This window comes from Roseovarius atlanticus, from assembly GCF_001441615.1.
GTDB classification, from domain to species: domain Bacteria; phylum Pseudomonadota; class Alphaproteobacteria; order Rhodobacterales; family Rhodobacteraceae; genus Roseovarius; species Roseovarius atlanticus.
Map to the genome: position 1 here is coordinate 182397 of NZ_LAXJ01000007.1, position 24484 is coordinate 206880.

Genomic DNA, 24484 nt, shown 5'->3' on the forward strand with positions numbered 1-24484 from the left:
CTCAGCCCATGGCCAAGCTCTATTTCCATTACTCGACAATGAATGCCGGCAAGTCCACGCTGTTGTTGCAGGCCAGTCATAACTACCGCGAACGTGGCATGAACACCCACCTGCTGACCGCCGCGCTCGATGATCGCGCCGGGCCCGCGCGGATCGGCTCGCGTATCGGCATCGGGGCCGAAGCCGACACCTTCACCGTCGACGACGATCTGTTCGCGCGCCTTGACGCGCTCCTGGCCACGGGCCCGCTGGCCTGCATCTTTGTCGATGAGGCGCAGTTCCTGACCGAGCCACAGGTCTGGCAACTCGCCCGCGTTGTCGATGACCTGGGCGTGCCAGTCATGTGCTACGGCCTGCGCGTCGATTTCCGCGGTCATCTCTTTCCCGGCTCCGCCACCCTTCTGGCGCTGGCCGACGAGATGCGCGAGGTCCGCACCATCTGCCATTGCGGCAAGAAGGCCACCATGGTCGTGCGCCGCGACGCGCAGGGAAACGTGGTGACGGACGGCGCCCAGATCCAAATTGGCGGAAACGAGACATATCAAAGCCTCTGCCGCCGCCACTGGCGCGAGGCTACGGGTGATACGTTCCGGAATGTATAACTCGATCAAATATATCGCTTTCGGTCTTGGCGTCGTGTTTCTTGTCGTCGCAGGGTATCTTGTCTACGCGGTCAAGACACTCGACCTGGTTCCCCCCGTTGACACCACCGCCGCTCATACCGAGGCGCGGCAGGCGTTCCTGGCCGACCTGCCCGACACCGATTGCGTGCGCGCCGCCGACATCACCGGCGTTGCCCGCGCCCGCGGCTGGAACGCGGTGCAAGAACCGCATTTCGACTGGTGCGTCACCCCCGACACCGTGCAGACATGGCTGCGCGTGACGGTGGAACCCGCGCTGCCCTTCTCGACGGAGGATGAGAACGCCCAGATATTCGCCTTCGACAACGCAGGCTGCGCCGTCGACTGGTCATACGCCTCCGGCCCCGGCTCCACCTGCGCCGAATGACGCGCGCGGCCCGGCAGAGGGAACCCGGCCTGCTACCTGCACGTTTCCCCAACGTAACGCAAAGGAGACCGACATGGACCGCCTGTCCCTCTACCTCACGCTTCTCAGCGGCAGTTTCATCACCGGCGCCATCGTGATTGCCGGCTTTTCGCTGGGGTATTATTCCGTCTGGACTGTCGCTATCGGCGCTGTCGCGGGCTTCCTGCTCGCCTGGCCCACCAGCTACATGATCTCGCAGCGGATCAAACGCCAGGATCCGGAATGGAGCCCCGAGGCAGATCCCCGCGACCAGGGCGTGATCCCAAGACCGGACGCACCCGAAGTCTAGGCCCGCTCGACCAGTACCGAACCCACTGAATACCCGGCACCGAACGAACAGATCAGCCCGGTATCGCCCGGCTGCAAGTCGTCGGAGTATTTCGAAAACGCGATGATCGACCCCGCGGACGACGTATTCGCATAATCCTGAAGGATATTCGGCTGCTCGTCCGCCTCCGGCACCCGCCCCATCACCTTGCGCCCGATGAAATCGTTCATCGTCTTGTTCGCCTGATGCAACCACAGGCGATTCAGACGATCCGCCTCCACACCCTCGTCCGCCAAATGCTGCGCGATATGCGCGCTGACAAGCGGCAGCACTTCCTTGAACACCTTGCGTCCCTCCTGCACGAACTGCATGTCGCGCCGGTCGTGCAACTCCGGGTCGCGAGTGCGCCGCAGAAAGCCGTTGTTGTTTCGGATGTTGTTGGAAAACTGCGTGGCACAACGGGTCGACTGCACGATGAAATGCGCGCCTTTGGCGTCCTCGGCCCGCTCGATCACCACTGCCGTACACACGTCCCCGAAGATGAAATGACAATCCCGGTCGCGCCACTCCAGGTGGCCCGAACAGATCTCGGGGCTGACAACGATGGCACAGCGCACGCTGCCCGACCGCACCATGTCGGCCGCCGCCTGAATGCCGAACGTGGCCGACGAACAGGCCACGTTCATGTCAAAGGCAAAGCCCTGCGCGCCCAGCAACTGCTGAATCTCGATGGCCACCGCCGGATAAGGCCGCTCGTGGTTGCTGGCGGCACAGATGATCAGATCGACTTCGCCCGCCTCGCGCCCCGCCTGCGCCAGCGCCTTGCCGCAGGCATCCAGCGCCATTTCCGCCATGATGCCCGGCTCGTCGTTCGACCGCTCGCGCAGCCTTGGGTGCATCACGTCAGGGTCCAGCACGCCGGACTTGTCCATTACGTAGCGCTGCTCGATGCCCGAGGCATTGACGATGAACTCCGTTGAGGACGGCGCCTTGGGCTCCACCTCGCCCGCCGCGATGGCGTCCGCGTTCTCGGCGTTGAACCGCTCGGCATAGGCGTTGAACGCCACGACCAGCTCATCATTGGTGATGGTCTCTTCCGGCGTGAAAACACCCGTGCCGGTAATCGCAGGCTTGAACATGTCTCTCTCCCTCGACGTGGCGGCCACCACGCCAGAACCCTGCCGCAAGGTCAAGCGAAACGCGGCGATACACTGGCTGTGCGAACGGCCGCAGGCGTCGCACCGGCGTTTGCGGATACGCATCCGCTCTGCCCGCGGTCACCCGTTCCCGCCCAAGTCGCCTCATGAACCGAATTGTTCGTCTGCCGTAGGGTGGGGTTTCACCCCACCACTCGCCGGCCCCGTCAATTCACCAGGTTCGGCGGCGTCTCCCCGGCCAGCGCCGCGCGCAGGTTCTCCACCGCCACGCGCCCCATTTTCTCGCGCACCTCCAGCGTCGAGGTGCCCATATGCGGCAGCAGCACCACATTCTCCAGCGCCTTCAGCGCCTCGGGCACCTCCGGTTCGTTCTCGTAGACATCAAGGCCCGCGCCGGCGATCCGGCCTTCCTGAAGCGCGGCGATCAGCGCCGCCTCGTCCACGATGTCACCCCGCGCGATGTTGATCAAATGCGCGTGGCGGGACATCAATGCCAGCGCCTCTGCGTCGATCAGATGATGCGTGTTAGGGCTGACAGGCAGGGCAACCACAACGAAATCGGCGCGCGCCAAAAGCTCTTCGAGCGTTCTCACCCGCTCGGTCGGAAAGCTGAGTTCCTTCTCGCTCCGCGACCAATAGATCACGTCCATGTCGAACCCGTAATGACAGCGCTGCGCAATCGCCGCACCGATCCGGCCCATGCCGATGATCCCCACGGTCTTGCCCGTCACATGCGTCCCCAACAGTTGCGTCGGGTTCCAGCCGGGCCACTTGCCCGCACGGACCATGCGCTCGCCCTCGCCCGCGCGCCGCGCGCTCATCATGATCAGCGTCATGCCGATATCCGCCGTGGCCTCGGTGACGGCACCGGGCACGTTGGTCACCAGGACCCCCGCCGACCGCGCCGCCGCCAGGTCGATATGGTTGATCCCCACGCCGTAATTCGCCAGCACCTTGCAGCGCGGGTTCTGCGCCTCGCGGAACACCTCGGACGAAAACGTGTCGCCGAACATCATCAGCACGCCGTCATAAAGGTTCAGCGCCGCGCGCATCTGCCCGATCTTCAGCGGCGTGTTCTCTTCGCGCATCTCGACCTCGAAATGCGCGCGCGCCATGTCGGCCACGCTTTCGGGCAGGGGCCGCGTGAAATAGACCCGTTTCAATGCATCCGCCCTCCAAGAGGCACAGCGAGATCCGGCGATAACAGGACGATTCCACCGTCCGCGTCACTGACACCCAGCACCAGCACCTCGGACATGACCGGCCCGATCTGGCGCGCCGGAAAGTTCACAACAGCCATCACCTGCTTACCCACAAGGCCCTCAGGGCTGTAATGCTTGGTGATCTGGGCCGAGCTTTTCTTCTCGCCCAGCTCCTCTCCGAAATCGACCCACAGCTTGATCGCGGGTTTCCGCGCCTCCGGAAAAGGTTCGGCCCGCGTGATCTTGCCCACCCGGATATCCACCTTCAGAAAGTCGTCGAACGTGATCTCGTCAGCCACGGCGCAGCTCCTTCGAGCGGTCGGCGGCGGCCTTCACCGTCGCCTTCATCAGGGGCGGCAGCCCGGTGTCCTCGTCCATCAGCACCTCCAGCCCCGCCTGCGTGGTGCCGTTCGGGCTGGTGACGTTCTCGCGCAGCTGCGCAGGTGTCTCGTCCGCAGCCTCGGCCAGCGCGCCCGCACCGGCGACCGTGGCCTGCGCCAGCTGCATCGCCAGCTCCGGCGACAGTCCCTCGGCCTCGCCCGCCTGTGCCATGCACTCGATCATGTGAAACACATACGCCGGCCCCGACCCCGACACGCCCGTGACCGCGTCCATCTGGTGCTCGCCCTCCAGCCGCACAACCTGTCCCACGGCCTTCAACAACGCCTCGGCCAGGTCCATCTGATCGCCGCTCACTTCGTCATTGCCGACGATGGCCGTGATGCCCCGGCCCACGGCGGCAGGCGTGTTGGGCATGGCGCGGATGATCGGGCTGTCGCTGCCGAACGCCGCCTCGAACGCCTCGATCGGCGTGCCCGCGGCGACCGAGACGAACAGCGTCCCGCCGCCGCCCATCGCCGCGATAGTGGGCAGCGCCTCGCCCATCATCTGCGGCTTGACGGCGATCAGCACGATGGCTGGACGTTCTGGCAGATCGGCGTTCAGATGCACGCCCGTCCCTTTCAGCCAGTCCGACGGCTTGGGGTCGATCACCCAGACCGAGGCAGGCGGCAAGTCGCGCTCCAGCCACCCGGCCAGCATCGCCGACCCCATCTTGCCACAGCCCAACAGGACCAGGCCCTTGTCGGCCACATGCTGCATATCCATTCCGGTGCGCCCCTCTTTCCTTGTCTTTCACGGGGTTGATAGTCCCCGTATTGCGGCCCTGCAATACGGCATCGCCCCCTCGGCCACAGCCCGCGCAAAAGACCGGGCGACATGCTCAACCACCGGGCTTTATCGCCGAGATGTTAACGAAATTTGCAGGACCACCCCCGCGTCTCATAGAAGCGCTGGCGGCTCAACCCTGTGCGGCGCCTGAAAGCCGCTTCAACGGACGCGGATATGTCCGCACCATGTGCCCATCCACCGAAAAGGCCACTGGCGCGCCCGAGACCGGATCACACCACGCCAGCACCTCCCCCGCGCTTCCGTCCTCCAGCCGCGCCACGCCTTTGCCGTAATAGGCCGGAACAGCCCACGCCTCACCGTCTATCGTCGTGTGCACCGTGTAGGTCGTGGTGTCACAGCCGCTGTCGACGGTCACGCTGGCCACAACGCGCTGCGGCGTGTCCGTTGCCAACACCTCGCGTGCCCTGATAGCGTGTCGCAGGGCACCTGCGGCAAATACCAGCAGCGCCGTGCCGATGGCGAAGATAAAGACCCGCAGTGGCACCGGCACGGGAGAGATCTCGAGCGCGTCCGGAATGACGCTGACAAGAATGAAACAGGCACCGACCAATAGGCCAAGCGCACTCGGGAAAAACGACATCGCGCACCTCCTTCGATACGCCTCACTTTCCACGTGCAAGAGGTTAACCTTCCCGATCCGGCATAAATATGGCACCGAGAAGACGGCCCGCCCCGGATGCGGTTCACAACATAAAAAGGGCGCGCCCTGCGGCACGCCCCCGATCTTGCATTGCATAACTATGCCGTGTTGCGCGGTCAGGCCCGGCCGTAAGCCTCGCCAATTGCGATCTGCATCGCTTCCTTCGGCGTGCGGTCGCCCCACACCACCAGTTGCAGCGCCGGATAGAACCGCTCGGCACTCATCACCGCGGCCCCGATCAGCGTGTCGATCTGTTCGGGGCTGATCGCCTGCGCGCCCGCCATTACCAGGCCATAGCGATAGACCATCAGCTGCTGCTCGGCCCAGAAGGTGAACGCACCGGCCCAGCACTGGTCATTGACGTCGTTCAGCACGTGATACAGCACCGGCAGCTTGTCCTCGGGCGGCTCCATCTCGAAGGTACAGACCATGCGCAGCGTCTCGTCATAGGCCGACCAGGCCAGCGTGATCGAATAGGTCCGCCACTGTCCTTCCACCGCCATCGCGATCTGGTCGTCGCCGATCCGGTCGAAATCCCAGTCGTGATGCTCGGCCAGGTGTTCGACGATGTCGATGGGATGAAGGTCTTCTGAAAAGTACTGCTCGGAAAGTGCCATGGCGCCACCTCGTGTGTTGTAGCGGGGGCTGGCAGCGCCCCAAACGCTAGCTGCCTGCTCTAGGAAAGGGGTTCATTCCCGCTTTTCCTACAAGATATGGTGAGGGCGGATTTACGACCTGTAAAGCTATTTCTTGGGGATAACCGCAATAAGTTGTGGATGACATGAAAATTTCATCAAGCGATGGGTGCGGATAAACTGGCGTCATCCCGCCGACATCCCTCACGCTTGAAGCCGCGTCACATCGATCAAAGGCGGGCGCGTCAACATGAAAATGGCTGCCCGAAGGCAGCCATTGAATTGAATTTCAACCTGTATCCGGCGACTTAACCGCCCGAGCTTGTCCGTGCGTTCGCTTTCAGCGCCGTCTCGAACTGGGCCTTGGTCATGTTGACGGTCACACCGTCGTCGCCCACCATCAGCGCGTTCAGCGGAATGCCTGCACGCTCAACGGCGCGATTGTCAGCACCCTCCATCTCGCCGTCCAGATCGACGACCGCGATGTTGCCTTGGGAATCCGCGTCGTTATACGTGCCGATCAGCTCACCATCGGTGGTGTAAACCTTCGCATCGCCCGTCAGCGCGGCATCCAGCTCCGCCGTCACGTCGCTGGCGGCATCATAGGCGTCTTCGGCCACGCCACCCATGGCATCGAACCCGGCTTGCGCGGTGTCCGTCGTGCTTTCTCCGATGGCATAGACAGTATCACCAACCTGTTCCGTCACGCTCGCTTCGTTCTCAGTCTTGACCTTGTTTGCCTCGTCGCTCGCGGCGAAAGTCATGACAGGTGCAGATGCCAAGGCAGCGATTGCCAGTGCGGATGTGAACGTCGTCTTCATAAGGACTTCTCCTCTTTCCATCTTGCGGGCGTCTGGCCCGCGTGAATGTACCGGGGAAATGCAACGACCGCGCCACGTGTTCCATACGGATTTCCCGAACACGCTGGCACGCGGCACATCAGCAGCATCGTGCCGAAATCCAGCCACCCGACGCGCGGACTCTTACCGGCAATCACGTTCTTCGGAACCGCGTAGGGTGGGTGAAAACCCACGACCGCCCCCTACTCCGCGTCCAGCCGCATCTCCTCGCGATAGGCCTCCATCGTGGCATCCGCCTCTGCGCTCCACGCCTTGAATTGCCGATTCAAGAAGCCGTCGTCCGACTCCATCGCCAGCGCGTGCGCCGTCAGCATCTCCGCGCACGCCGCCTCTGGCGTCGTATCACGCTCGGCCTTGCGCGCGCGGTTGATCAGCGCCGCTTTCGCCTTCATCGGATCGTTCCGCGCATAGCATCCCGCCAGCGCGACCCGCGCGTTTTGATAGGGCACCCCGATCCGGCCCAAATTGGCATTCACGCAATTCTGGTACCGCGCCAGTGACGCCTCCGCCGCCTTGATCGCATCAAGCTGCCGGCGCAACGCGGCCACATCGTCGGCGGGATAATACGTGCCGCCCGCCGCCTCGGCGATGGCCTCCAGCTGCGCCGCCGTCTCGGCATCCACATCGAACCCGATGGTGTTGACCGTCGTGCGCACACCGGCCTCGTACAGCGCCGCCGCCTGCGCAGCCGGATCCCCGTCGCAGGTCTCTTCCCCGTCCGAAATCAGATAGACCACCGGCGCCAGATCGCCCTCCTTGAGCGGCTCCAGCCCCGCGACCACCTCGCCCGAGTAAGCCAGCACACCGCCCAGCGGTGTCCAGCCTACAGGCTCCAACGCCCCGATGCTGGCTTGCAGCGCCGATCGCGGCGCATCGAACCCGTGCACCAGCTCCGATGCGGCGCAAGATTCCGCCTTGCCGGACTCCTCGTTGTTGCCCTTGTGGCCATAAACCACCAGGCCCACCGACATTTCCTCCGGCATGTCCCGCAGGAACCCCAGCGCCTCGCGCTTGGCCGCCGCCATCTTGGTCTCGCCCCCGACGCGCCCCGCCATCGAGCCCGAGGCGTCAATCGCCAGCAGGATATGGCTACTTGGCCGTCCGGTCGCCGTCTCCGGCGCGTCGCACTGGCGCAAATCAACCGGCTCGATCTCAACCACGCACGATTGGAAATCCGTGGGCCGGTCCGCCAGCACTTCGTTCAGCACCGCCTGGCAGTCGACGCTGCCTTCCTGCGCAACGACCGGCACTGCCATCAAGACACCTGCCGCCCATACCACTAAACTGCGCATGATCCCTCTCCCCACAGCCCTTCCGAGTTCCTATATCCGGTTTTCTGCGCGGGCGGCCAAGTTTTCCCATCCACACGAAAAAGCGCGGCTCGTTGCCGAACCGCGCCACATACTCCAGCCCTTCAAAGGAGTTTACTTCGCGCCTTTCTCCAGCGCGTCCAGCCGCGCCTTCAGCGCCTCGTTCTCCTCGCGGGCCTTTTGCGCCATGGCGCGCACCGCGTCGAATTCCTCGCGGGTGACGAAATCGCGGTCGGTCAGCCAGCGGTCCACCATCGACGACATTGCCGTCTCGGCCTCCTGCCTGGCGCCCTGCGCCACGCCCATGGCGTTCGTCATCAGTTGGCTGATATCGTCCAGAACCTTGTTGCGCGTCTGCATATCGCTCTACCTTCCGTTACACTTGACCTCTATATGGGCACCAAACCGCGTCGGGGCAAGGTTGACTTCGACACGCACCAACAGCAGACAGGCGCTCATGAAAGCAGCGATCCCCTTCCCCGATATCTCGTCCGAGCTTTTCTCGTTCTCCGTCTTCGGGTTCGAGATCGCCTTGCGCTGGTACGCCCTGTCCTACATCGCGGGCATCCTGATCGGCTGGCGGCTGGTCGTGATGGCCGTGAACCGTCCGCATCTGTGGAAGGACAATGTGGCCCCCATGACCGTGAAACAGGTCGAGGATCTGGCCACCTGGGTCATCCTCGGCGTCATTCTGGGCGGGCGGCTGGGGTTCGTGCTCTTTTACCAGCCGATGTATTACCTGCAGAACCCGGCCGAGATCCTGCTGATCTGGCAGGGCGGCATGTCGTTCCACGGCGGGCTTCTGGGCGTCATCATCGCCTGCATCACATATTCAAAGCTGCAGGGCATCCGCTGGCTGACCGTCGCCGACATCCTCTGCGCGGTCACCCCCGTCGGCCTGCTCCTGGGCCGCATCGCCAACTTCATCAACGCTGAACTCTGGGGCCGTCCCACCGACCTGCCCTGGGGCGTGATCTTCCCGGGGGCTGCGGCGCAGGATTGCGCGGGTGTCGCCGTGGGCATCTGCGCCCGCCACCCGTCGCAACTCTACGAGGCCGCGCTGGAAGGGCTGATCCTCGGCGCGATCCTGCTCTACCTCGTCTTCCGCCGCGGCCTGCTGAAGCGCGTCGGTGCGGCCACGGGCATCTTCTTCGCCGGCTACGGCATCGGGCGGTTCATCGTCGAATTCGTCCGCCAGCCCGACGCGCAGTTCGTCAGCCCCGGCAACCCGCTGGGCCTGGCGTGGCACGTGAACGGCTACGGCCTGACCATGGGCCAGATCCTCTGCATCCCGATGGTCGCCATGGGGTTGATCACGCTGGTGCTGGCCTACCGCAAGTACGCCCGCGCCTCTGCCACCGGATGACCGCTCTGGCGGAAATCCTCCGGGCCGAGATCGCCGCGACCGGACCCATGCGCCTCGACGCCTACATGGCCGCGTGCCTGATGCACCCCCAGCACGGCTATTACGCCACCCGTGATCCGTTCGGGAAGGCGGGCGACTTCATCACCGCGCCCGAAATCAGTCAGATGTTCGGCGAACTCGTCGGGCTCTGCCTTGCACAGACCTGGCTCGATCAGGGCGCGCCATCGCCCGTGTCGCTGGTCGAATTCGGCCCCGGCCGTGGCACTCTGATGGCCGATGCCCTACGCGCCACGCGCGGCGTACCCGGCTTTCACGACGCGCTGCAACCGCACCTGGTGGAAACCTCCCCCGCCCTGCGCGCCCGGCAGGCCGACACCCTGTCCTCCCATGCCCCCACCTGGCACGACAGCGCCTGCACGCTGCCCGACCTGCCCACGCTCTCAATCGCCAACGAATTCTTCGACGCGCTGCCCATCCGCCAGTTCCAGCGTCAGGGCGACGGCTGGTGCGAACGTGTCGTGGGTGTCTCTGACGACACTCTGACCCTCGGCCTCAATTCCAAGCGTATCGAACCGGCCCTCGATCATCGCCTCGACGACACATCCCAAGGCGACATCGTCGAGACCTGCCCCGCCGCCGCCCCCGTCGTCGATGCGCTGGCCCGCCGCATCGCGGCCCATGGCGGCGCGGCGCTCGTCATCGACTACGGCGACTGGCGCTCGCTTGGCGATACGTTGCAAGCCGTGCAGGGCCATGACCGTGCCGACATTCTGGCCGCGCCGGGCTCGGCCGACCTCTCCGCCCATGTCGATTTCGAGGCGCTGGCCGACGCCGCGCACGGCACCTGCAAGACCACCCGCCTGACACCGCAGGCACTGTTCCTGTCGCGCCTCGGCATCACCCAACGGGCCGAGGCGCTTGCCGCGCAAATGAGCGGCCCCACGCTAGAGGCGCACCATGCCGCGTTTCACCGCTTGACCGGGCGCGATGAAATGGGGACGCTCTTCAAGGTGATGGCGCTCTATCCCGATGGTGCCGCACCCCCACCCGGACTGGACCCATGACACTGGAAATCCTCACCGACGACAGCCTCGCGCCTGTCACCCACGGCTTCTTCACCCGCAAGGGCGGGGCGTCCTCGGGCGTGTTCCACGGGCTGAACTGCGGCCGGGGCTCGTCCGACCAGTCCGAAATCGTGTCGATCAACCGCGCCCGCGTCGCCCGCGCCATGGAGGTGGCCGAGGATCGCCTGATCACCGTCAACCAGACCCATTCCACCGATGTGCACGTGGCCACGGGCCCCTCCGACACCCGGCCCAGGGCCGACGCCATCGTGACCGCCACGCCGGGCCTCGCGCTGGCGATCCTGACTGCCGATTGCCAGCCCGTCCTTTTCGCCGACCGCAAGGCCGGGGTCATCGGCGCCGCCCATGCCGGCTGGCGCGGGGCCTTCGACGGCGTGCTGGAATCAACGCTCGACGCGATGGAAGACCTCGGCGCCAGCCGCGCCGACACCACCGCCGTGATCGGCCCCGCGATCAGCCAGCCCGCCTACGAGGTGGGCGAAGAATTCTTCGAACGCTTCGCCGACGACAACCCCGACAACACCCGCTTCTTCACCAACGGCAAGCCCGGCAAGTACCACTTCGACCTGCCTGGCTTTGGCCTGCACCGCTTGCGGGCCGCAGGCGTGGGCGACGCCACATGGACCCGCCATTGCACCTACAGCGACGCCGAGCGCTTCTTTTCCTACCGCCGCGCCACCCATAACGGCGAGGCCGATTATGGCCGTTTGATCTCGGCCATCCGGCTCTAACGCGCCCGGCAGGCAAATTCTGTCGCGATCTGGGCAATTGCGCCCACAACATTGCCTCAATCCCGGAAACAATCGCCCTGACACGCAAGTGATTGCTGCAGCACCAACCTCGATTAACCTTGTTTTACTGGGGCTAAACGATTGGGACGAAGAGACCACATTCCGGTCCGCGCCACCCCAAAAATTTTCGAAATTTTTTTCGCGCCGCCAAACCATGGCCCAAAACCGGGAGGAATATGAGGTCATCAGAACAACACGCCCCACAAGGCGGCGAGGCAGAAAAGAGTTGAGAGGAAAGACCATGAAGAAGCGCTGGATGAAATCCCTGATCGAAACGAGCCAGCAGGCCACCCCCGACCTGCCCTTCTCGCGCCGGGTGCGCCATGCCAACCGCGTGGCACCAAAGCCGTCGGCGCTTCGCATCGCCTGATCCTCGCCACACCCCGATCCCCCGACACCACCAATGGCCGCCTCTTTTCAGGAGGTGGCCATTGTTGATTCGAATACGTCTCTAATTCGAATTGTGGCGGGTCCGTTCCGCCTTGACAGACAATATCCCTGATTCTCGGGAAATTGTCCGGTTGCGCCAGACAATACCCGCCAAAATTTGACTACAATTGGCCCCTTCTGCCTTTATCGAGCCATTAACGCAGATGACGGACCATCCCTCTGTCGTTGTCGGTGGGGGCCGACGCGGTTGTGATGACCCTGAAAAGGATCGCACGATGGGCACCCCTACCATCGCCACCTCTCTCTCGGTGGCGCGCAACACAGATGGCACATACGGTCGCACCGGCACGGCACAGGTCCCTCCCGCCGCCCGGTCGCCCCGGCCCATGCGCAAGTTCCAGATGGCGTATCTGCGCCCCGACGGAACCGCCGGCTGGACCGACCAGATCGCCCCGGCCACCCCGATCTTCGACAGCGCATTTTCCGCCTTTTCCCACGGCACGCTCCTGCATACGCCTGACGGTCAGGTCGCCGTGCAGGATCTCGAACCGGGCATGAGCGTTTCCACCGCCGAACACGGCCCCTCCCGCGTGCTCTGGATCGGGTCGATGACGCTGGTTCCCGCCGCCGCCGGCCTTGACCATTCGGCCTGCCGCCTGACCCGCATCATGCCCGACACGTTCGGGCTGGGCCGACCCGAGGCGAACCTCACCGCCGGTCCCGGCGCGCGCATCCTCAGCCGCCCGCCCGGTCTGCGCGACAGCTTCGGACGTGAACGCGTGCTGACCCCGGCCAGCGATCTTGTCGACGGTATGAACGTGATCGAACTGGTGCCGCCCCGGCCCGTGACGGTCTATCACCTCTGCCTGCGCCACCATGCCATCCTGCGCGCCTCGGGCATCGAGGTCGAAAGTTTCCATCCCGGTCCCGGGTTTGAGCGCGCCATGGGTCCCAACATGCTGGCACTCTTCCTGTCGCTTTTTCCGCACGTGAAGAAACCCGCCGATTTCGGCAGCATCTGCCATCCCCGCCTGCCGTTGCAGGGCCTGGCATCCTGACGCCGGGCGTCGCCGCTGGCCCGGTCATCCGCCGCGACCCCAGCCGATCCTGGCCCAGATCCGCTCGTGCACGAAGAACGTAACGAATCCGATCGTCGCCGTGATCATCGCATAGGCGCCACCCTCGGCCACTGATCCGGTCATGAAAAACCCGATCAACGTCATCACCATCAGGCCCAGCACCTGCCAGGTTGCCGCCTTGGCCAACGTGCGTTTGCTCGTTTCCATGTCCTATGCTCCCTGCCCGCGTCACGATTTTCATCTCTCGATCAGCTAGCATCGCAGCACCCTGTCGTGTATTCCGTTTTTGCTTAACAAACCTGACGAATGTCCATAAAACATGACAAACGACACTAATATGAACAAACAGGCCCGCGCCACGATTTTCCGCGACCGGCTCACCGGCGCCATGACGATGACCGGCACCAACCTCAGCGCGCTCGCCCGTCAGACCGGCGTCAGCCGCTCCACCGTGTCGCAACTGCTCGATACCGAGGCTGCCCGGATGCCCAACGCCCATCTCGCCGCCGGCTGCGCCGAGGCGCTTGGGGTCAGTTCCGACTGGCTGCTCGGTCTCACCGACCGCCCCGAACGCCCCGGCGACGTGATCGAGGCCGCCCTCAGCATGACCGAGGCCGATCGCACATCCGCCGACGCCCAGCTGCTCGACTGGCACCGCGAGGCCAGCGGCTACAAGATCCGCCACGTCCCCGCCACCCTGCCCGACATGCTCAAGACCGAGGCGGTCATGCGCTGGGAATACGCCGCCTTCCTCGGCAAGACGCCGGGCCAGGCCGTGCGTGCCATGCAGGACAATCTCGACTGGCTCCGGCACGAGGCAACCGAATATGAGATCGCCATGCCCCGGCACGAGCTCGAGGCGTTCGCCCAGGGCACCGGCTACTGGCAGGGGCTCGACCGCGACGCGCGGCGCGAACAGATCCTCCACCTTGCCGAACAGGCCGAAACCTTCTTTCCGTCCCTGCGCCTCAACTTCTTTGACGCGCACAACCTCTTTTCCGCCCCCGTCACCCTCTTCGGGCCGCTCATGGGCGTGCTCTACGTGGGCCGCTTCTACCTCGCCTTCCGCGAACAGTCGCGATTGAAGCTGCTGTCGGGCCACATGGACTGGCTGATCCGCGAGGCCGTGGTCGATGCCCGCGACGCCCCAGCCTGGATCGCGGGACTGACGAAACACCTCTGACGCCGCTTCGGATGCGCGCCCGTTGCGCAGATCCGGGCAACACCGCTATCGTTCCGGCACGCCCTGACCGTCCGGTCCATTTCCTAAGGAAAGCCTTTGCCCATGCCCCGCCTTTTCGCGCTCAGCCTCACCACCTGCCTCGCCCTCGCGGCCGCCCTGATCCTGACACGCCCGGCCCAGGCCCAGGATAATCCCGTCATCGCCCGCATGACCGCCTTCGTCGCCACCTACAACGCGCAGGATGCCGAAAGCCTCGCCGGGTTCTACGCCCCCGACGCGGCCCTGCTGCCGCCCGGCCAGGCCTCGATCCTCGGACGCGAGGCCATCACCCGGCACTACGCCCAGGCCTTCGCCGCCGGCGCCCGCGAGCTGCAGTTCAAGACCTTCGACATCCGCGCCTTCGACACCAGCGCGGTCGAAATCGGCGAAACCGTCGTCATGGTGGGCGAACAGCGCATCGTCGGGCGCTACATGCACCTGTGGGAGGTCATCGACGGCCAGCTCCTGCTGACCCGAGACATGTACCACGTGCTCAAGGTCGACTAAACTCGGGCAAGCCCGCTTGCCGCGACTCGGCAAACGGCACAAACTTTGCTCATTGAGCCAAAACAGGTGTCCACATGCGCCATTTTCCCCTGACCTGCCTTGCCATTCTGATGCTTGCCCAGACCGCCGCCGCGAACGACCGCCCCCCGCCCCGCGAAAACGACCCGGACGATTTCGTCCGCTACATCTTCGAGGTCAACGACTGCGTCCTGACCGAGGCGCAACTGCTACAAATCTATCAGGACGCGGGCCACGGCCTGATGGGCGCCAACAACGCCGTCATCGCCGTGTCGAACCGCGAGGATATCGAGGTGCTCGACCGCAACCCGTTCCGCTACCGCTACTACGGCTCCGACTACTGCGGCTTCTAGGCGCGCGTCACGCCGACCGGCTCAGCCGCTCTTCCAATATCTCGAACGGCACGCCCGGTTCGTCCTTGGCCCCACGAATGACCAGCGAGGTCTTCACCGATGCCACGTTTTCCGCCGCCGTCAACTCGCCGGTCAGGAAACTCTGAAAGGTGCTCAGATCCGGCGCCACGCATTTCAGGATGAAATCCACCTCGCCGTTCAGCATGTGGCACTCCCGCACCAGCGGCCATGCCCGGCACCGCGCCTCGAACGCGCTAAGGTCCGCCTCGGCCTGGCTCACCAGCCCGACACTGGCAAAGACCTGCACCTCGAATCCCAGTTCGCGCGCATCCACGTCGGCGTGATAGCCCTTGATGTACCCCTGCTCCTCCAGCGTGCGCACCCGGCGCAGGCAAGGCGGCGCGGAAATGCCCACCCGGCGGGCCAGTTCGACGTTGGTCATCCGCCCGTCCGCCTGCAATTCGGCCAGGATCATGCGGTCGATGTCGTCAAGGCGGGTCGCAGGCATCGGTTCCTCCGGTTCGTTTCGCGATTGTTATACCATTGCCGCCAAAATGCGCAATATTGTTTCGCCGCAGCGCAACATCCTTTCGGGAAAGAAAATGTCGTCCCGGTGCCTGCATACCGGGCTTGCGGGGCTACACACCCCCGCCCGTCCCCGTTATATCTGTCCGGACTCACGCGGGGCGTCTCATGCCCCGCTCCACGGATCAAGGGGGATCGGACATGGCCGAGACACGTCACACCAGGGTATTGATCATCGGCTCGGGGCCCGCAGGCTATACCGCCGGGGTCTATGCCAGCCGCGCCATGCTGGACCCCATCCTGGTACAGGGCATCGAACCCGGCGGCCAGCTGACCACCACCACCGAGGTCGAGAACTGGCCCGGCGATACCGAGGTACAAGGCCCCGACCTCATGGTCCGCATGGAAGCCCACGCCAAGGCCATGGGCTGCGAGATCGTGGGCGACATCATCTCGTCGCTTGACGTCGATGCACGCCCCTTCACGGCCAAGGGCGATTCCGGGACCACCTACACCGCCGACGCCGTGATCCTCGCCACCGGCGCCCGGGCCAAGTGGCTCGGCCTGCCGTCCGAGGACGCGTTCAAGGGCTTCGGCGTCTCGGCCTGCGCCACCTGCGACGGCTTCTTCTACCGCGGTGACGAGATCGTCGTGGTGGGCGGCGGCAACACCGCCGTGGAAGAGGCGCTGTTCCTGACCAACTTCGCCTCCAAGGTCACGCTCATCCACCGCCGCGACGAGCTGCGCGCCGAGAAGATCCTGCAGGACCGCCTGCTCAAGCACCCCAAGATCGAGCCCCTGTGGTTCCATGAACTTGACGAGGTGCTGGGCGAGGACAACCCCAAGGGCGTCACCGGCGTCCGCGTCAAACACACCAAAACCGGCGAGACGCAAGAAATCCCCTGCAAGGGCGTCTTCATCGCCATCGGCCACGCGCCGGCCAGCGAACTGGTCAAGGGCAAGGTCGAGATGCATCACGGCGACTACGTCAAGGTCGAGGCCGGCTCCACCCGCACCTCGATACCCGGCCTCTTCGCCGCGGGCGACCTCACCGACCACATCTACCGCCAGGCGGTGACCTCCGCCGGCATGGGCTGTATGGCCGCCCTCGACGCGGAAAAGTTCATCGCCGAGATGCCCGAGGACGCCCCCGCCCCCGAGGCCTACGCCCCGCAAGCCTGAGCCGCATTGTCCTTCCGCCCCCGTCTTCCTCTGGCCCTAAATATCCCGGGGGTTTGGGGGCTGGCCCCCATTTGAACCTGTGATTGGGGACTGGCCCCCACCCCCGGGAATTCTCGTCCACCGGCGCGATCCCACTCCAGCCGTCCCGGACCTGATCCGGGACCTCGTAGGGTGGGTGAAAACCCACGCGCGCCCCTTCACTCCGGATGAATGTCCCGCGTCGTGCATCCCGACTCCAGAACGACCGCCACCCAGTTCACGTCCGGTTCCAGCCCCAATGCGTTCAACCACGCCTGCTGCGCCCGGTAGGCCGGCAATTCCTGCGCGCCCGGGCAATACCAATGCCCATGCACCGCCTGCCGGTGATGCACCAGCTCGTGCAACAGCACGCTCACGTCATAGGGATTCTTCGCATTCCACGGCCGCACCAGCCAGATCGTTTCGCTGTCGGGATCGTAAAGCCCGCGCGTATGCGACGCGTCCGACGCGGCCCGCATCGGCGCCAGTCGCGCCACCGTGGCCGTCGAGGTCAACCGGATCTCCGGCGCCACCGCCCGTCGCGGCAAATCCGTATGCCGGTCCAGCCAGACCTCCATATGCTCCACCAGATCCGGCATCGCTTGCGCCTCGCGCCAGGCCAGCAGATCAGCCGCCCAGGCGCCGCCGCAAAATGCGTTGAGAACAAGGCAGAAAAGACCATTACGCGCCGACCACAGGCCGGCTCGGGACAGGATGCGCATGGCAACCTCCTTTTGGAAATTTGGTTTGATGTCCCGAAAATGCTAAGCTGCGTCTGCGCCCCGGCGCAAAAGGCCATTTTTCATGTGCCAATGAAGGAATTTCATCTGCCATGGGACGGCACCTGCCCCCCTTCGCCGCGGTCAAGGCGTTCGAGGCCGCCGCGCGCCACAAAAGCTTCAAGCACGCAGCCGAGGAGCTGTGCCTTTCGCCCTCTGCCGTCAGCCACCAGATCCGCGCGTTGGAAGAGTATCTCGACACCGCGCTGTTCGAACGAAGTGGCAACCAGATGGACCTGACGCTCACGGGCCGCGCCTATGCAGGCAAGCTGACCGGCCTACTGGACGTGCTCGACGACACAACCCGCTCGGTGCGCGACGCAGGCCAGAAGCCCCTGCGCGTCCTCTGCACTCCGGGCTTTGCCGCCCGCTGGCTGGTGCCACGCTTGGGCGGGCTATCCTTCGGCGACCGCATCCGCCTGCGCGTCTCAAACGGCGCGCCCGACATCGATTTTTCGTCCAATGACAGCGACGTGGTGATCCAGTGGCGCGACGCGCGCCATCCCGGTGTCCATACCGAGCCGCTGATGACCTCAAGCCGCTACCCGGTGAGTCACCCGGACCTGATAGAGCGCGAAAATGTACGCAACCCCCGCGACCTTCTGCGCCAGCGGCTGATGTATGACGAAACCGACGATTCTTGGCAGGAATGGTTTGCCGCCGCCGGGCTTGGCGCGCCCGACCTGCCGCCCGGCCCGACCTTCCCCAATTGCGAACTGGCCACCACTGCCGCCGAACAGGGGCACGGCGTGGCAATGGCCTTCGACGCGATGGTGCAAGGCACGCTGGCCTCCGGGCGCCTCGTGCGGCTTTTCGACACCGACACCATTCCCAGCGTGATCTACTCGGTCGCCTGGGCCGAGGCGCGCGCCGACGACCCGATGATCCGATCCTTCCGCGACTGGCTGTTCGAAGAAGTTCGGCAGACCCAAGCCGCCACCGCACCCATGTCCGCCGCGCAATAGCGTCGGCGCGCCTCGCTCACGGCATTTCGGCAACATTCACCTCGCGGACCCGAAAGGGGGTTCACAAGGCAAGCCACCTCTCATATTTGTTCACGCGTGAACACACCTTGAGTCGCCGCATGTCCGCCCCTGACGCCAAATCCAACCTCCCCGACCGGGACCTGCTCTTCCGCCTTCTGCGGCAGCTGGACCGGTCGTCCGAGGCCTCCCAGCGCACGCTCGCGGCGGCGCTCGACGTGTCCCTCGGCCGGCTCAACGCCCTGCTCCGCCAGGCGACCGAGGCCGGCTTCGTCAAGGTCGGCGACCGCTCCGGCCCCGACAAGCGCCAGCGTTTCGCCTATGCGCTCACCACCCGGGGTGCTGCTGAAATGCTGCGCCTCACCGACGACTTCCTCGCCCGGAAGTTCGCCGAATACGACGCGCTTCATGCCGAACTGACCGGCACGCGAAGCGGGCTCGACCCCCTCAAACACAGGACCAGACTAGTGCAAAACAACCTCGCCCCCATCCCCGAACTTTACGTCTCTTACGAAAGCGCCCAGAAACTGAAGGTCGAAGCGGCAGATCTCGTCAGCTGGGATCTCACGCTTCGCCAGATCTGCGACCTCGAACTCCTGATGAACGGCGGCTTCAACCCGCTCAAGGGCTTCCTCGGCGAAGAAGACTACAATTCCGTGGTCGACACTATGCGTTTGGCCGACGGCACGCTCTGGCCCATGCCCATCACGCTCGACGTCTCCCAGGATTTCGCCGACAGCATCGAACCAGGCCAGGACATCGCCCTGCGCGACCAGGAAGGCGTCATCCTTGCCACCATGACCATCACCGACCGCTGGTCGCCCGACAAATCGCACGAGGCCGAAAAGGTCTTCGGCGCCGACGATTCCGCGCATCCGGCCGTGAACTACCTGCACAACACGGCGGGCCCCGTCTATCTCGGCGGTCCGGTCACCGGCATCCAGCAGCCCGTGCACTACGATTTCCGCGCCCGTCGCGACACGCCCAACGAATTGCGCGCCTTCTTCCGCAAGATGGGCTGGCGCAAGGTCGTCGCCTTCCAGACCCGCAACCCGCTTCACCGCGCGCACCAGGAACTGACCTTCCGCGCCGCGAAAGAGGCGCAGGCCAACCTGCTCATCCACCCCATCGTCGGCATGACCAAGCCGGGCGACGTCGATCACTTCACCCGCGTCCGCTGCTACGAGGCGGTGCTCGACAAGTACCCGGCCTCCACCACCAACATGTCGCTGCTGAACCTCGCCATGCGCATGGCCGGCCCGCGCGAGGCCGTGTGGCACGGGATCATCCGCAAGAACCACGGCTGCACCCACTTCATCGTCGGCCGCGACCACGCCGGCCCCGGCAAGAATTCGGCCGGCGAGGATTTCTACGGGCCCTACGACGCCCAGGACCTCTTCCGCGAACACCAGGACGAGATCGGCATCGAAATGGTCGACTTCAAGCACATGGTCTACGTGCAGGAGCGCGCCCAGTACGAGCCGATGGACGAGATCGAGGACAAGGATAACGTCACCATCCTCAACATCTCGGGCACCGAACTGCGCCGCCGCCTGCAGGAAGGGCTGGAAATCCCCGAATGGTTCTCCTTCCCCGAAGTGGTCAAGGAACTGCGCCGCACCCGTCCGCCGCGGGCCAAGCAGGGCTTCACCGTGTTCTTCACCGGCTTCTCCGGCTCGGGCAAGTCCACCATCGCCAACGCACTGATGGTCAAGCTGATGGAAATGGGCGGCCGTCCGGTGACGCTGCTCGACGGCGACATCGTCCGCAAGAACCTCAGCTCCGAACTCGGCTTCTCGAAAGAGCACCGTGACCTCAACATCCGCCGCATCGGCTACGTGGCAAGCGAAATCACAAAGAACGGCGGCATCGCCATCTGCGCCCCCATCGCGCCCTATGCCGCCACCCGCCGCGCCGTGCGCGAAGACGTCGAAAGCTTCGGCGCCTTCGTCGAGATCCACGTCGCCACCTCGATTGAGGAATGCGAACGCCGCGACCGCAAAGGCCTCTACAAGCTGGCGCGCGAAGGCAAGATCAAGGAATTCACCGGCATCTCCGACCCCTACGACGTGCCGGAAAACCCCGAACTGCGCGTCGAGACCGAGAATGTCGACGTCGACAACTGCGCCCACCAAGTCGTGCTGAAGCTCGAACAAATGGGCCTGATCGCCGGCTAAGCCTGGGCCTTGCGAACGACGAGGGCCGTCCCCACCGGGGCGGCCCTTTTCCTGTCGGTCGTGCACCGCGTAGGGTGGGGTTCCACCCCACCTTCCGCCACGCCTACATGAAACTCTGCGGATCGATATCCACCGCCAGCCGGAACTGGGTCGATCCCTTCACCGGCGCGATCCACTGCGCCAGCGCCCCCTGCAACGCCACGCCCTTCGGTGCCTTGACCAACAGCCGGACCCGGTGCCGCCCGCGGATGCGTGCAACCGGCGCCGGCGCCGGGCCGAAGACCTGCGCCCCCACCGCCCGGATCGGTGCATCGTTGCGCGCGAGTGCATTCCCGATATCGAACGCCTCCTGCATGTCCGTCGACGACAGGATGATCCCCGCCATACGGCCAAAAGGCGGCACGCCCGCGTGCTGCCGCTCCCCGGCCTCTGCGCGCCAGAACCCTTCCTCGTCGCCGGTCAGAATCGCCCGGATCACCGGATGCTCAGGCTGGAAGGTCTGCAAAAGCGCGACCCCGGCCTTCTCGGCCCGCCCCGCGCGGCCCGCCACCTGCCGCATCAACTGAAACGTCCGTTCCGCCGCACGCAGGTCCGACCCCTGCAAACCCAGATCGGCGTCGATCACGCCGACCAATGTGAGGTTGGGAAAATTATGCCCCTTCGCCACCAGCTGCGTGCCCACAATAATGTCCGCCCCGCCCGCCGCGATCTCCTCGATCTGCGCCTTCAAAGCGCGCGCCGATCCGAACATGTCCGACGACAGCGTCGCCACCCGCGCCTGAGGGAAAAGCGCCACCGCTTCTTCCGCCATGCGTTCCACCCCCGGCCCAACGGCGGCCAGCTTGCCTTCCACTTCGCAGGCCGGGCAGGCCTCGGGCATGGGCTTCGTCTCGCCGCACTGATGACAGACCAGCCGCTTCAGGAACCGGTGCTCCACCATCCGCGCGTCGCAATGGTCGCACCCCACCTGATGCCCGCAGGCCCGGCAGATCGTCACCGGCGCATAGCCCCGCCGATTGAGGAACAAGAGCGACTGTTCGCCCCGCGCCAGCCGCGCCTCGACCGCGGCCCGTAGGGTGGGTGAAACCCACGCATTGCTGGCCAGCCGTTCGTCGCGCATGTCGATCGCGCGCAAGTCCGGCATCACCGCCGGCCCAAAGCGCGAGGTCAGGTCCAGCCGCCTGTACTTGCCGGCCTCCGCGTTGGCCCATGTCTCCAGGCTGGGCGTCGCCGAGGCCAGCACAACCTGCGCGGAACACAGGCTGCCGCGCAACACCGCCATGTCGCGCGCATTGTACAGTACGCCATCTTCCTGCTTGTAGGAGGTGTCGTGCTCCTCATCGACGACGATCAGGCCCAGGTCCTGAATCGGCAGGAACAGCGCCGAACGCGCGCCCACAACCAGTTGGCATTGCCCCTGTCCAACCATTTTCCAAATGCGCCGCCGCTCGGTCATGGTCACGCCCGAATGCCACTCGGCGGGCTTCACCCCGAACCGCGCCTGCACCCGCGTCAGGAACTCGGAGGTCAGCGCGATCTCCGGCAACAGCACCAGCGCCTGCCGCCCTTGCGCGATGCATTCCGCCACCGCCTCCAGGTACACCTCCGTTTTCCCCGATCCCGTGACACCCCGCAGCAGCGTCGTGCCGAACACGCCTTCCCGCAGCCCCGCCCGCAGCGCCTCTGCCGCCACCGCCTGATCCTCGGTCAATTCCGCCCCCGGACGCCCCGGATCGAGCCGTGGGAAGGGCGCATCGCGCGGCGTATCTTCCTCGCGGACTACACCCTGCTTCACCAGCCCCTTCACGACCGAGGACGTCACACCGGCCATGTCGCTCACTTCTTTGAGGGTGAACCCAAGCCCGCCATACTCCTCCAGCACCGCGATCACCTTGCGCCGCGCCTCGGTGTCGCGGTCCGGCCGCCCCTCGCCCAGTCGATAGATCTTCTGCATCGACGGCGGATCGCCCAGCCCCGGCGCCCGCGTCGCCAGCCGCAGCATCGCGGGCAGCGGCGTCAGCGTGTAATCGGCGGCCTTCTGGATGAACGCCTGCAATTCCTCGCGCATCGGCGCCGCATCCAGCACCCTGATGACCGACCGCACCTTGCTGAGTTCATAATCCCCGGCCCCCGCGCCCCAGACCACGCCCAGCACCTTGCGCGGCCCCAACGGCACCTCGACGAACGCCCCCAGGTGGCACCCCCCTTCCGGCGCCTTGTAATCCAGCACCCGGCCCAGCGGCTGCGTCGTCAGAACGCCCACCAACTGGCCGGTCTCGAAAAAACTTGCACCGGAATACGTCAAGAACGGCGACCTTCGTCACGAGGTCCCGGGTCAGGCCCGGGACAGGGGTTTCGGGCGCATACCTTATGAGGTAAAGCATCCGACAGGAAACCCCAACGCGGCCATGAGAGGGCCTTTCGAGATGAAATTCTTCGTAGACACCGCCGACGTCGACGCCATCAAGGAACTGAACGAGCTGGGCATGGTCGACGGCGTCACCACCAACCCCTCGCTGATCCTCAAGTCGGGCCGCGACATCCTCGAAGTGACCAAGGAAATCTGCGGCATCGTCGAAGGCCCCGTGTCGGCCGAGGTCGTGGCCGTCGAGGCCGACCAGATGATCGAGGAGGGCCGCAAACTCGCCGAGATCGCCGACAACATCGCCGTCAAGGTCCCGCTCACCTGGGACGGGCTGAAAGCCTGCAAAGTGCTCGCGGGCGAAGGCAACATGGTCAACGTCACGCTCTGCTTTTCCGCCAATCAGGCGCTGCTGGCGGCCAAGGCGGGGGCCACGTTCATCTCGCCCTTCATCGGGCGGCTCGACGACATCAACCTCGACGGCATGGACCTGATTGGCGACATCCGCACGATCTATGACAACTACGGCTACGAGACCCAGATTCTCGCCGCCTCGATCCGCACGGTGAACCACGCCACCCAATCGGCCCTCATTGGCGCCGACGTGATGACCGCCCCGCCGGACGTGATCAAGAAAATGGCCGCCCACCCGCTGACCGACAAGGGGCTGGAAGCCTTCCTGGCGGACTGGGAAAAAACTGGGCAGAAGATTTTGTAAGGTCGGCCGGCTTGGGCCAGATCCGTTACGGACGGTTTCAAAGGTCGCGCGTACCGGCGCGCGGCCTGACACGTGGCAATGGCCCGCACGCCGCGCGCGGTCACAGGACAAAATCACCTTAAAAATGGACACCAAAGACACCAGGTTGAACGGCGAGATCACGTTCGCCCGTTTGCCTGAAATAGAGCCGACCGAGATCGAGAGGCACATGTCCGACCCGCGGATGGCGGAACATATGCCCCTCCTGACAACCGCATGGAATGCCGCAACCGTGGCGCGCTTCGTGGCAGCAAAGGAAGCGTGCTGGGCCCGTGACGGCCTCGGGCACTGGGCCATCCTGCAAAACGACCGCTATGTCGGCTGGGGCGGTTTTCAGAAAGAAGGCGCCGAGTGGGATTTTGGACTGGTCCTGAAGCCGGACGCTTTCGGCCTCGGTCGGCGCATAACGCAGCAGGCCCTCGCCTTCGCCCGAACCGATCAACGCATCCCCTTTGTGACCTTTCTGCTGCCGCCGTCTCGAAAGAAAATGGCAGCGCTCGACCGACTGGGGGCCAGGCCCGTCGGCCAAGTCGACTACAACGGCGCAAGGTTTCTCAAATTTCGCCTCGAGACCGAATGA

General features: G+C 64.9%; 29 protein-coding genes. 16 read left to right on the top strand and 13 right to left on the bottom strand.

All coding sequences use genetic code 11. From position 1 onward, the window contains the following. Nucleotides 1-8: 8 nt before the first annotated feature. The 3 genes from XM53_RS08355 to XM53_RS08365 all read left to right on the top strand — a co-directional run bounded on the left by XM53_RS08355 (nt 9) and on the right by XM53_RS08365 (nt 1336). Nucleotides 9-602 (top strand): thymidine kinase, encoded by a 594-nt coding sequence (locus XM53_RS08355; RefSeq protein ID WP_057792204.1) that lies wholly within the window; start codon nt 9-11, stop codon nt 600-602. Beyond that, nucleotides 595-1008 (top strand): hypothetical protein, encoded by a 414-nt coding sequence (locus XM53_RS08360; protein ID WP_057792206.1) that lies wholly within the window; start codon nt 595-597, stop codon nt 1006-1008. The genes XM53_RS08355 and XM53_RS08360 overlap by 8 nt, the downstream gene beginning before the upstream one ends. Before the next feature lie 73 nt (nt 1009-1081). Next, a complete protein-coding gene (locus XM53_RS08365; RefSeq protein ID WP_057792208.1) occupies nt 1082-1336 on the top strand; it encodes a hypothetical protein in 255 nt (84 codons plus the stop codon). On the opposite strand, the gene XM53_RS08370 is transcribed toward XM53_RS08365, so the two are convergent. The 9 genes from XM53_RS08370 to XM53_RS08410 all read right to left on the bottom strand — a co-directional run bounded on the left by XM53_RS08370 (nt 1333) and on the right by XM53_RS08410 (nt 8670). Then, a complete protein-coding gene (locus XM53_RS08370) occupies nt 1333-2454 on the bottom strand; it encodes a beta-ketoacyl-ACP synthase III (RefSeq protein ID WP_057792210.1) in 1122 nt (373 codons plus the stop codon). The two genes, XM53_RS08365 and XM53_RS08370, sit on opposite strands and share 4 nt — an antisense overlap. Nucleotides 2455-2678: 224 nt before the next feature. Then, the gene (locus tag XM53_RS08375; protein ID WP_057792212.1) at nt 2679-3635 is read right to left on the bottom strand and encodes a 2-hydroxyacid dehydrogenase; all 957 of its coding nucleotides are present in this window, start codon (nt 3633-3635) and stop codon (nt 2679-2681) included. Beyond that, nucleotides 3632-3973, bottom strand: a complete 342-nt coding sequence (locus XM53_RS08380; RefSeq protein ID WP_057792214.1) for a tRNA-binding protein — start codon at nt 3971-3973, stop codon at nt 3632-3634. The genes XM53_RS08375 and XM53_RS08380 overlap by 4 nt, the downstream gene beginning before the upstream one ends. Further along, a complete protein-coding gene (proC, locus tag XM53_RS08385; protein ID WP_057792216.1) occupies nt 3966-4781 on the bottom strand; it encodes a pyrroline-5-carboxylate reductase in 816 nt (271 codons plus the stop codon). The genes XM53_RS08380 and proC overlap by 8 nt, the downstream gene beginning before the upstream one ends. A gap of 193 nt (nt 4782-4974) precedes the next feature. Next, the gene (locus XM53_RS08390; RefSeq protein ID WP_057792218.1) at nt 4975-5445 is read right to left on the bottom strand and encodes a hypothetical protein; all 471 of its coding nucleotides are present in this window, start codon (nt 5443-5445) and stop codon (nt 4975-4977) included. A gap of 176 nt (nt 5446-5621) precedes the next feature. Beyond that, nucleotides 5622-6122: a type III secretion system chaperone family protein gene (locus XM53_RS08395; RefSeq protein WP_057792220.1), complete on the bottom strand. Its 501-nt coding sequence runs from the start codon at nt 6120-6122 to the stop codon at nt 5622-5624. A gap of 326 nt (nt 6123-6448) precedes the next feature. Beyond that, nucleotides 6449-6961, bottom strand: a complete 513-nt coding sequence (locus XM53_RS08400; RefSeq protein WP_057792222.1) for a hypothetical protein — start codon at nt 6959-6961, stop codon at nt 6449-6451. Between the two features lie 221 nt (nt 6962-7182). Further along, complete coding sequence (locus XM53_RS08405) at nt 7183-8256, bottom strand: VWA domain-containing protein (protein ID WP_057792224.1); 1074 nt, start codon at nt 8254-8256, stop codon at nt 7183-7185. Between the two features lie 168 nt (nt 8257-8424). After that, nucleotides 8425-8670: an accessory factor UbiK family protein gene (locus XM53_RS08410; protein ID WP_057792226.1), complete on the bottom strand. Its 246-nt coding sequence runs from the start codon at nt 8668-8670 to the stop codon at nt 8425-8427. 97 nt (nt 8671-8767) lie between these two features. Between XM53_RS08410 and lgt the strand changes: the two genes are divergently transcribed. The 5 genes from lgt to XM53_RS08430 all read left to right on the top strand — a co-directional run bounded on the left by lgt (nt 8768) and on the right by XM53_RS08430 (nt 13000). After that, nucleotides 8768-9676 (top strand): prolipoprotein diacylglyceryl transferase, encoded by a 909-nt coding sequence (gene lgt, locus XM53_RS08415; protein ID WP_057792228.1) that lies wholly within the window; start codon nt 8768-8770, stop codon nt 9674-9676. Further along, nucleotides 9673-10740: a class I SAM-dependent methyltransferase gene (locus XM53_RS08420; RefSeq protein WP_057792229.1), complete on the top strand. Its 1068-nt coding sequence runs from the start codon at nt 9673-9675 to the stop codon at nt 10738-10740. The genes lgt and XM53_RS08420 overlap by 4 nt, the downstream gene beginning before the upstream one ends. After that, entirely contained in the window at nt 10737-11492 is a 756-nt protein-coding gene (pgeF, locus tag XM53_RS08425; protein WP_057792231.1) for a peptidoglycan editing factor PgeF, read from the top strand. The genes XM53_RS08420 and pgeF overlap by 4 nt, the downstream gene beginning before the upstream one ends. A 301-nt stretch (nt 11493-11793) precedes the next feature. Continuing rightward, entirely contained in the window at nt 11794-11922 is a 129-nt protein-coding gene (locus tag XM53_RS23900; RefSeq protein WP_268873917.1) for a hypothetical protein, read from the top strand. Between the two features lie 295 nt (nt 11923-12217). Beyond that, nucleotides 12218-13000: a Hint domain-containing protein gene (locus XM53_RS08430; protein WP_057792233.1), complete on the top strand. Its 783-nt coding sequence runs from the start codon at nt 12218-12220 to the stop codon at nt 12998-13000. Nucleotides 13001-13024: 24 nt separating this feature from the next. Here the strand turns inward: XM53_RS08430 and XM53_RS08435 are convergent, their stop codons facing one another. Continuing rightward, on the bottom strand, nt 13025-13228 hold the full coding sequence (locus XM53_RS08435; protein ID WP_057792235.1) for a DUF2061 domain-containing protein: 204 nt from the start codon (nt 13226-13228) through the stop codon (nt 13025-13027). 130 nt (nt 13229-13358) lie between these two features. On the opposite strand from XM53_RS08435, the gene XM53_RS08440 reads away from it, so the two are divergent. The 3 genes from XM53_RS08440 (at nt 13359) to XM53_RS08450 (ending at nt 15121) form a co-directional block, all read left to right on the top strand. Next, nucleotides 13359-14204, top strand: coding sequence for a helix-turn-helix domain-containing protein (locus XM53_RS08440; RefSeq protein WP_057792237.1), 846 nt, complete (start codon nt 13359-13361; stop codon nt 14202-14204). Between the two features lie 102 nt (nt 14205-14306). Continuing rightward, on the top strand, nt 14307-14750 hold the full coding sequence (locus XM53_RS08445; RefSeq protein ID WP_057792239.1) for a YybH family protein: 444 nt from the start codon (nt 14307-14309) through the stop codon (nt 14748-14750). Between the two features lie 74 nt (nt 14751-14824). Continuing rightward, the gene (locus XM53_RS08450) at nt 14825-15121 is read left to right on the top strand and encodes a hypothetical protein (RefSeq protein WP_057792241.1); all 297 of its coding nucleotides are present in this window, start codon (nt 14825-14827) and stop codon (nt 15119-15121) included. Nucleotides 15122-15128: 7 nt separating this feature from the next. Here XM53_RS08450 and XM53_RS08455 read toward each other — a convergent pair whose 3' ends face one another. Beyond that, on the bottom strand, nt 15129-15629 hold the full coding sequence (locus tag XM53_RS08455) for an Lrp/AsnC family transcriptional regulator (RefSeq protein ID WP_057792243.1): 501 nt from the start codon (nt 15627-15629) through the stop codon (nt 15129-15131). Between the two features lie 218 nt (nt 15630-15847). Between XM53_RS08455 and trxB the strand changes: the two genes are divergently transcribed. Next, nucleotides 15848-16828, top strand: coding sequence for a thioredoxin-disulfide reductase (trxB, locus tag XM53_RS08460; RefSeq protein ID WP_057792245.1), 981 nt, complete (start codon nt 15848-15850; stop codon nt 16826-16828). Between the two features lie 197 nt (nt 16829-17025). Here the strand turns inward: trxB and XM53_RS22990 are convergent, their stop codons facing one another. Continuing rightward, nucleotides 17026-17568, bottom strand: a complete 543-nt coding sequence (locus XM53_RS22990; protein ID WP_057792247.1) for a DUF6647 family protein — start codon at nt 17566-17568, stop codon at nt 17026-17028. Nucleotides 17569-17678: 110 nt separating this feature from the next. Here XM53_RS22990 and XM53_RS08470 point away from each other — a divergent pair, with 110 nt between their 5' ends. Continuing rightward, nucleotides 17679-18590, top strand: a complete 912-nt coding sequence (locus XM53_RS08470; protein WP_057792249.1) for a LysR substrate-binding domain-containing protein — start codon at nt 17679-17681, stop codon at nt 18588-18590. A 119-nt stretch (nt 18591-18709) separates the two neighbouring features. Then, entirely contained in the window at nt 18710-20785 is a 2076-nt protein-coding gene (locus XM53_RS08475; protein WP_057792251.1) for a bifunctional sulfate adenylyltransferase/adenylylsulfate kinase, read from the top strand. A 103-nt stretch (nt 20786-20888) separates the two neighbouring features. Here the strand turns inward: XM53_RS08475 and XM53_RS08480 are convergent, their stop codons facing one another. Continuing rightward, entirely contained in the window at nt 20889-23090 is a 2202-nt protein-coding gene (locus XM53_RS08480; protein WP_057792254.1) for a primosomal protein N', read from the bottom strand. 121 nt (nt 23091-23211) lie between these two features. Between XM53_RS08480 and fsa the strand changes: the two genes are divergently transcribed. Both fsa and XM53_RS08490 read left to right on the top strand, forming a co-directional pair. Then, nucleotides 23212-23865 carry a fructose-6-phosphate aldolase gene (fsa, locus tag XM53_RS08485; RefSeq protein ID WP_057792256.1) on the top strand — a complete coding sequence of 218 codons (654 nt, stop codon included), beginning with the start codon at nt 23212-23214 and terminating at the stop codon, nt 23863-23865. 124 nt (nt 23866-23989) lie between these two features. Then, nucleotides 23990-24484, top strand: coding sequence for a GNAT family N-acetyltransferase (locus tag XM53_RS08490; protein ID WP_057792257.1), 495 nt, complete (start codon nt 23990-23992; stop codon nt 24482-24484).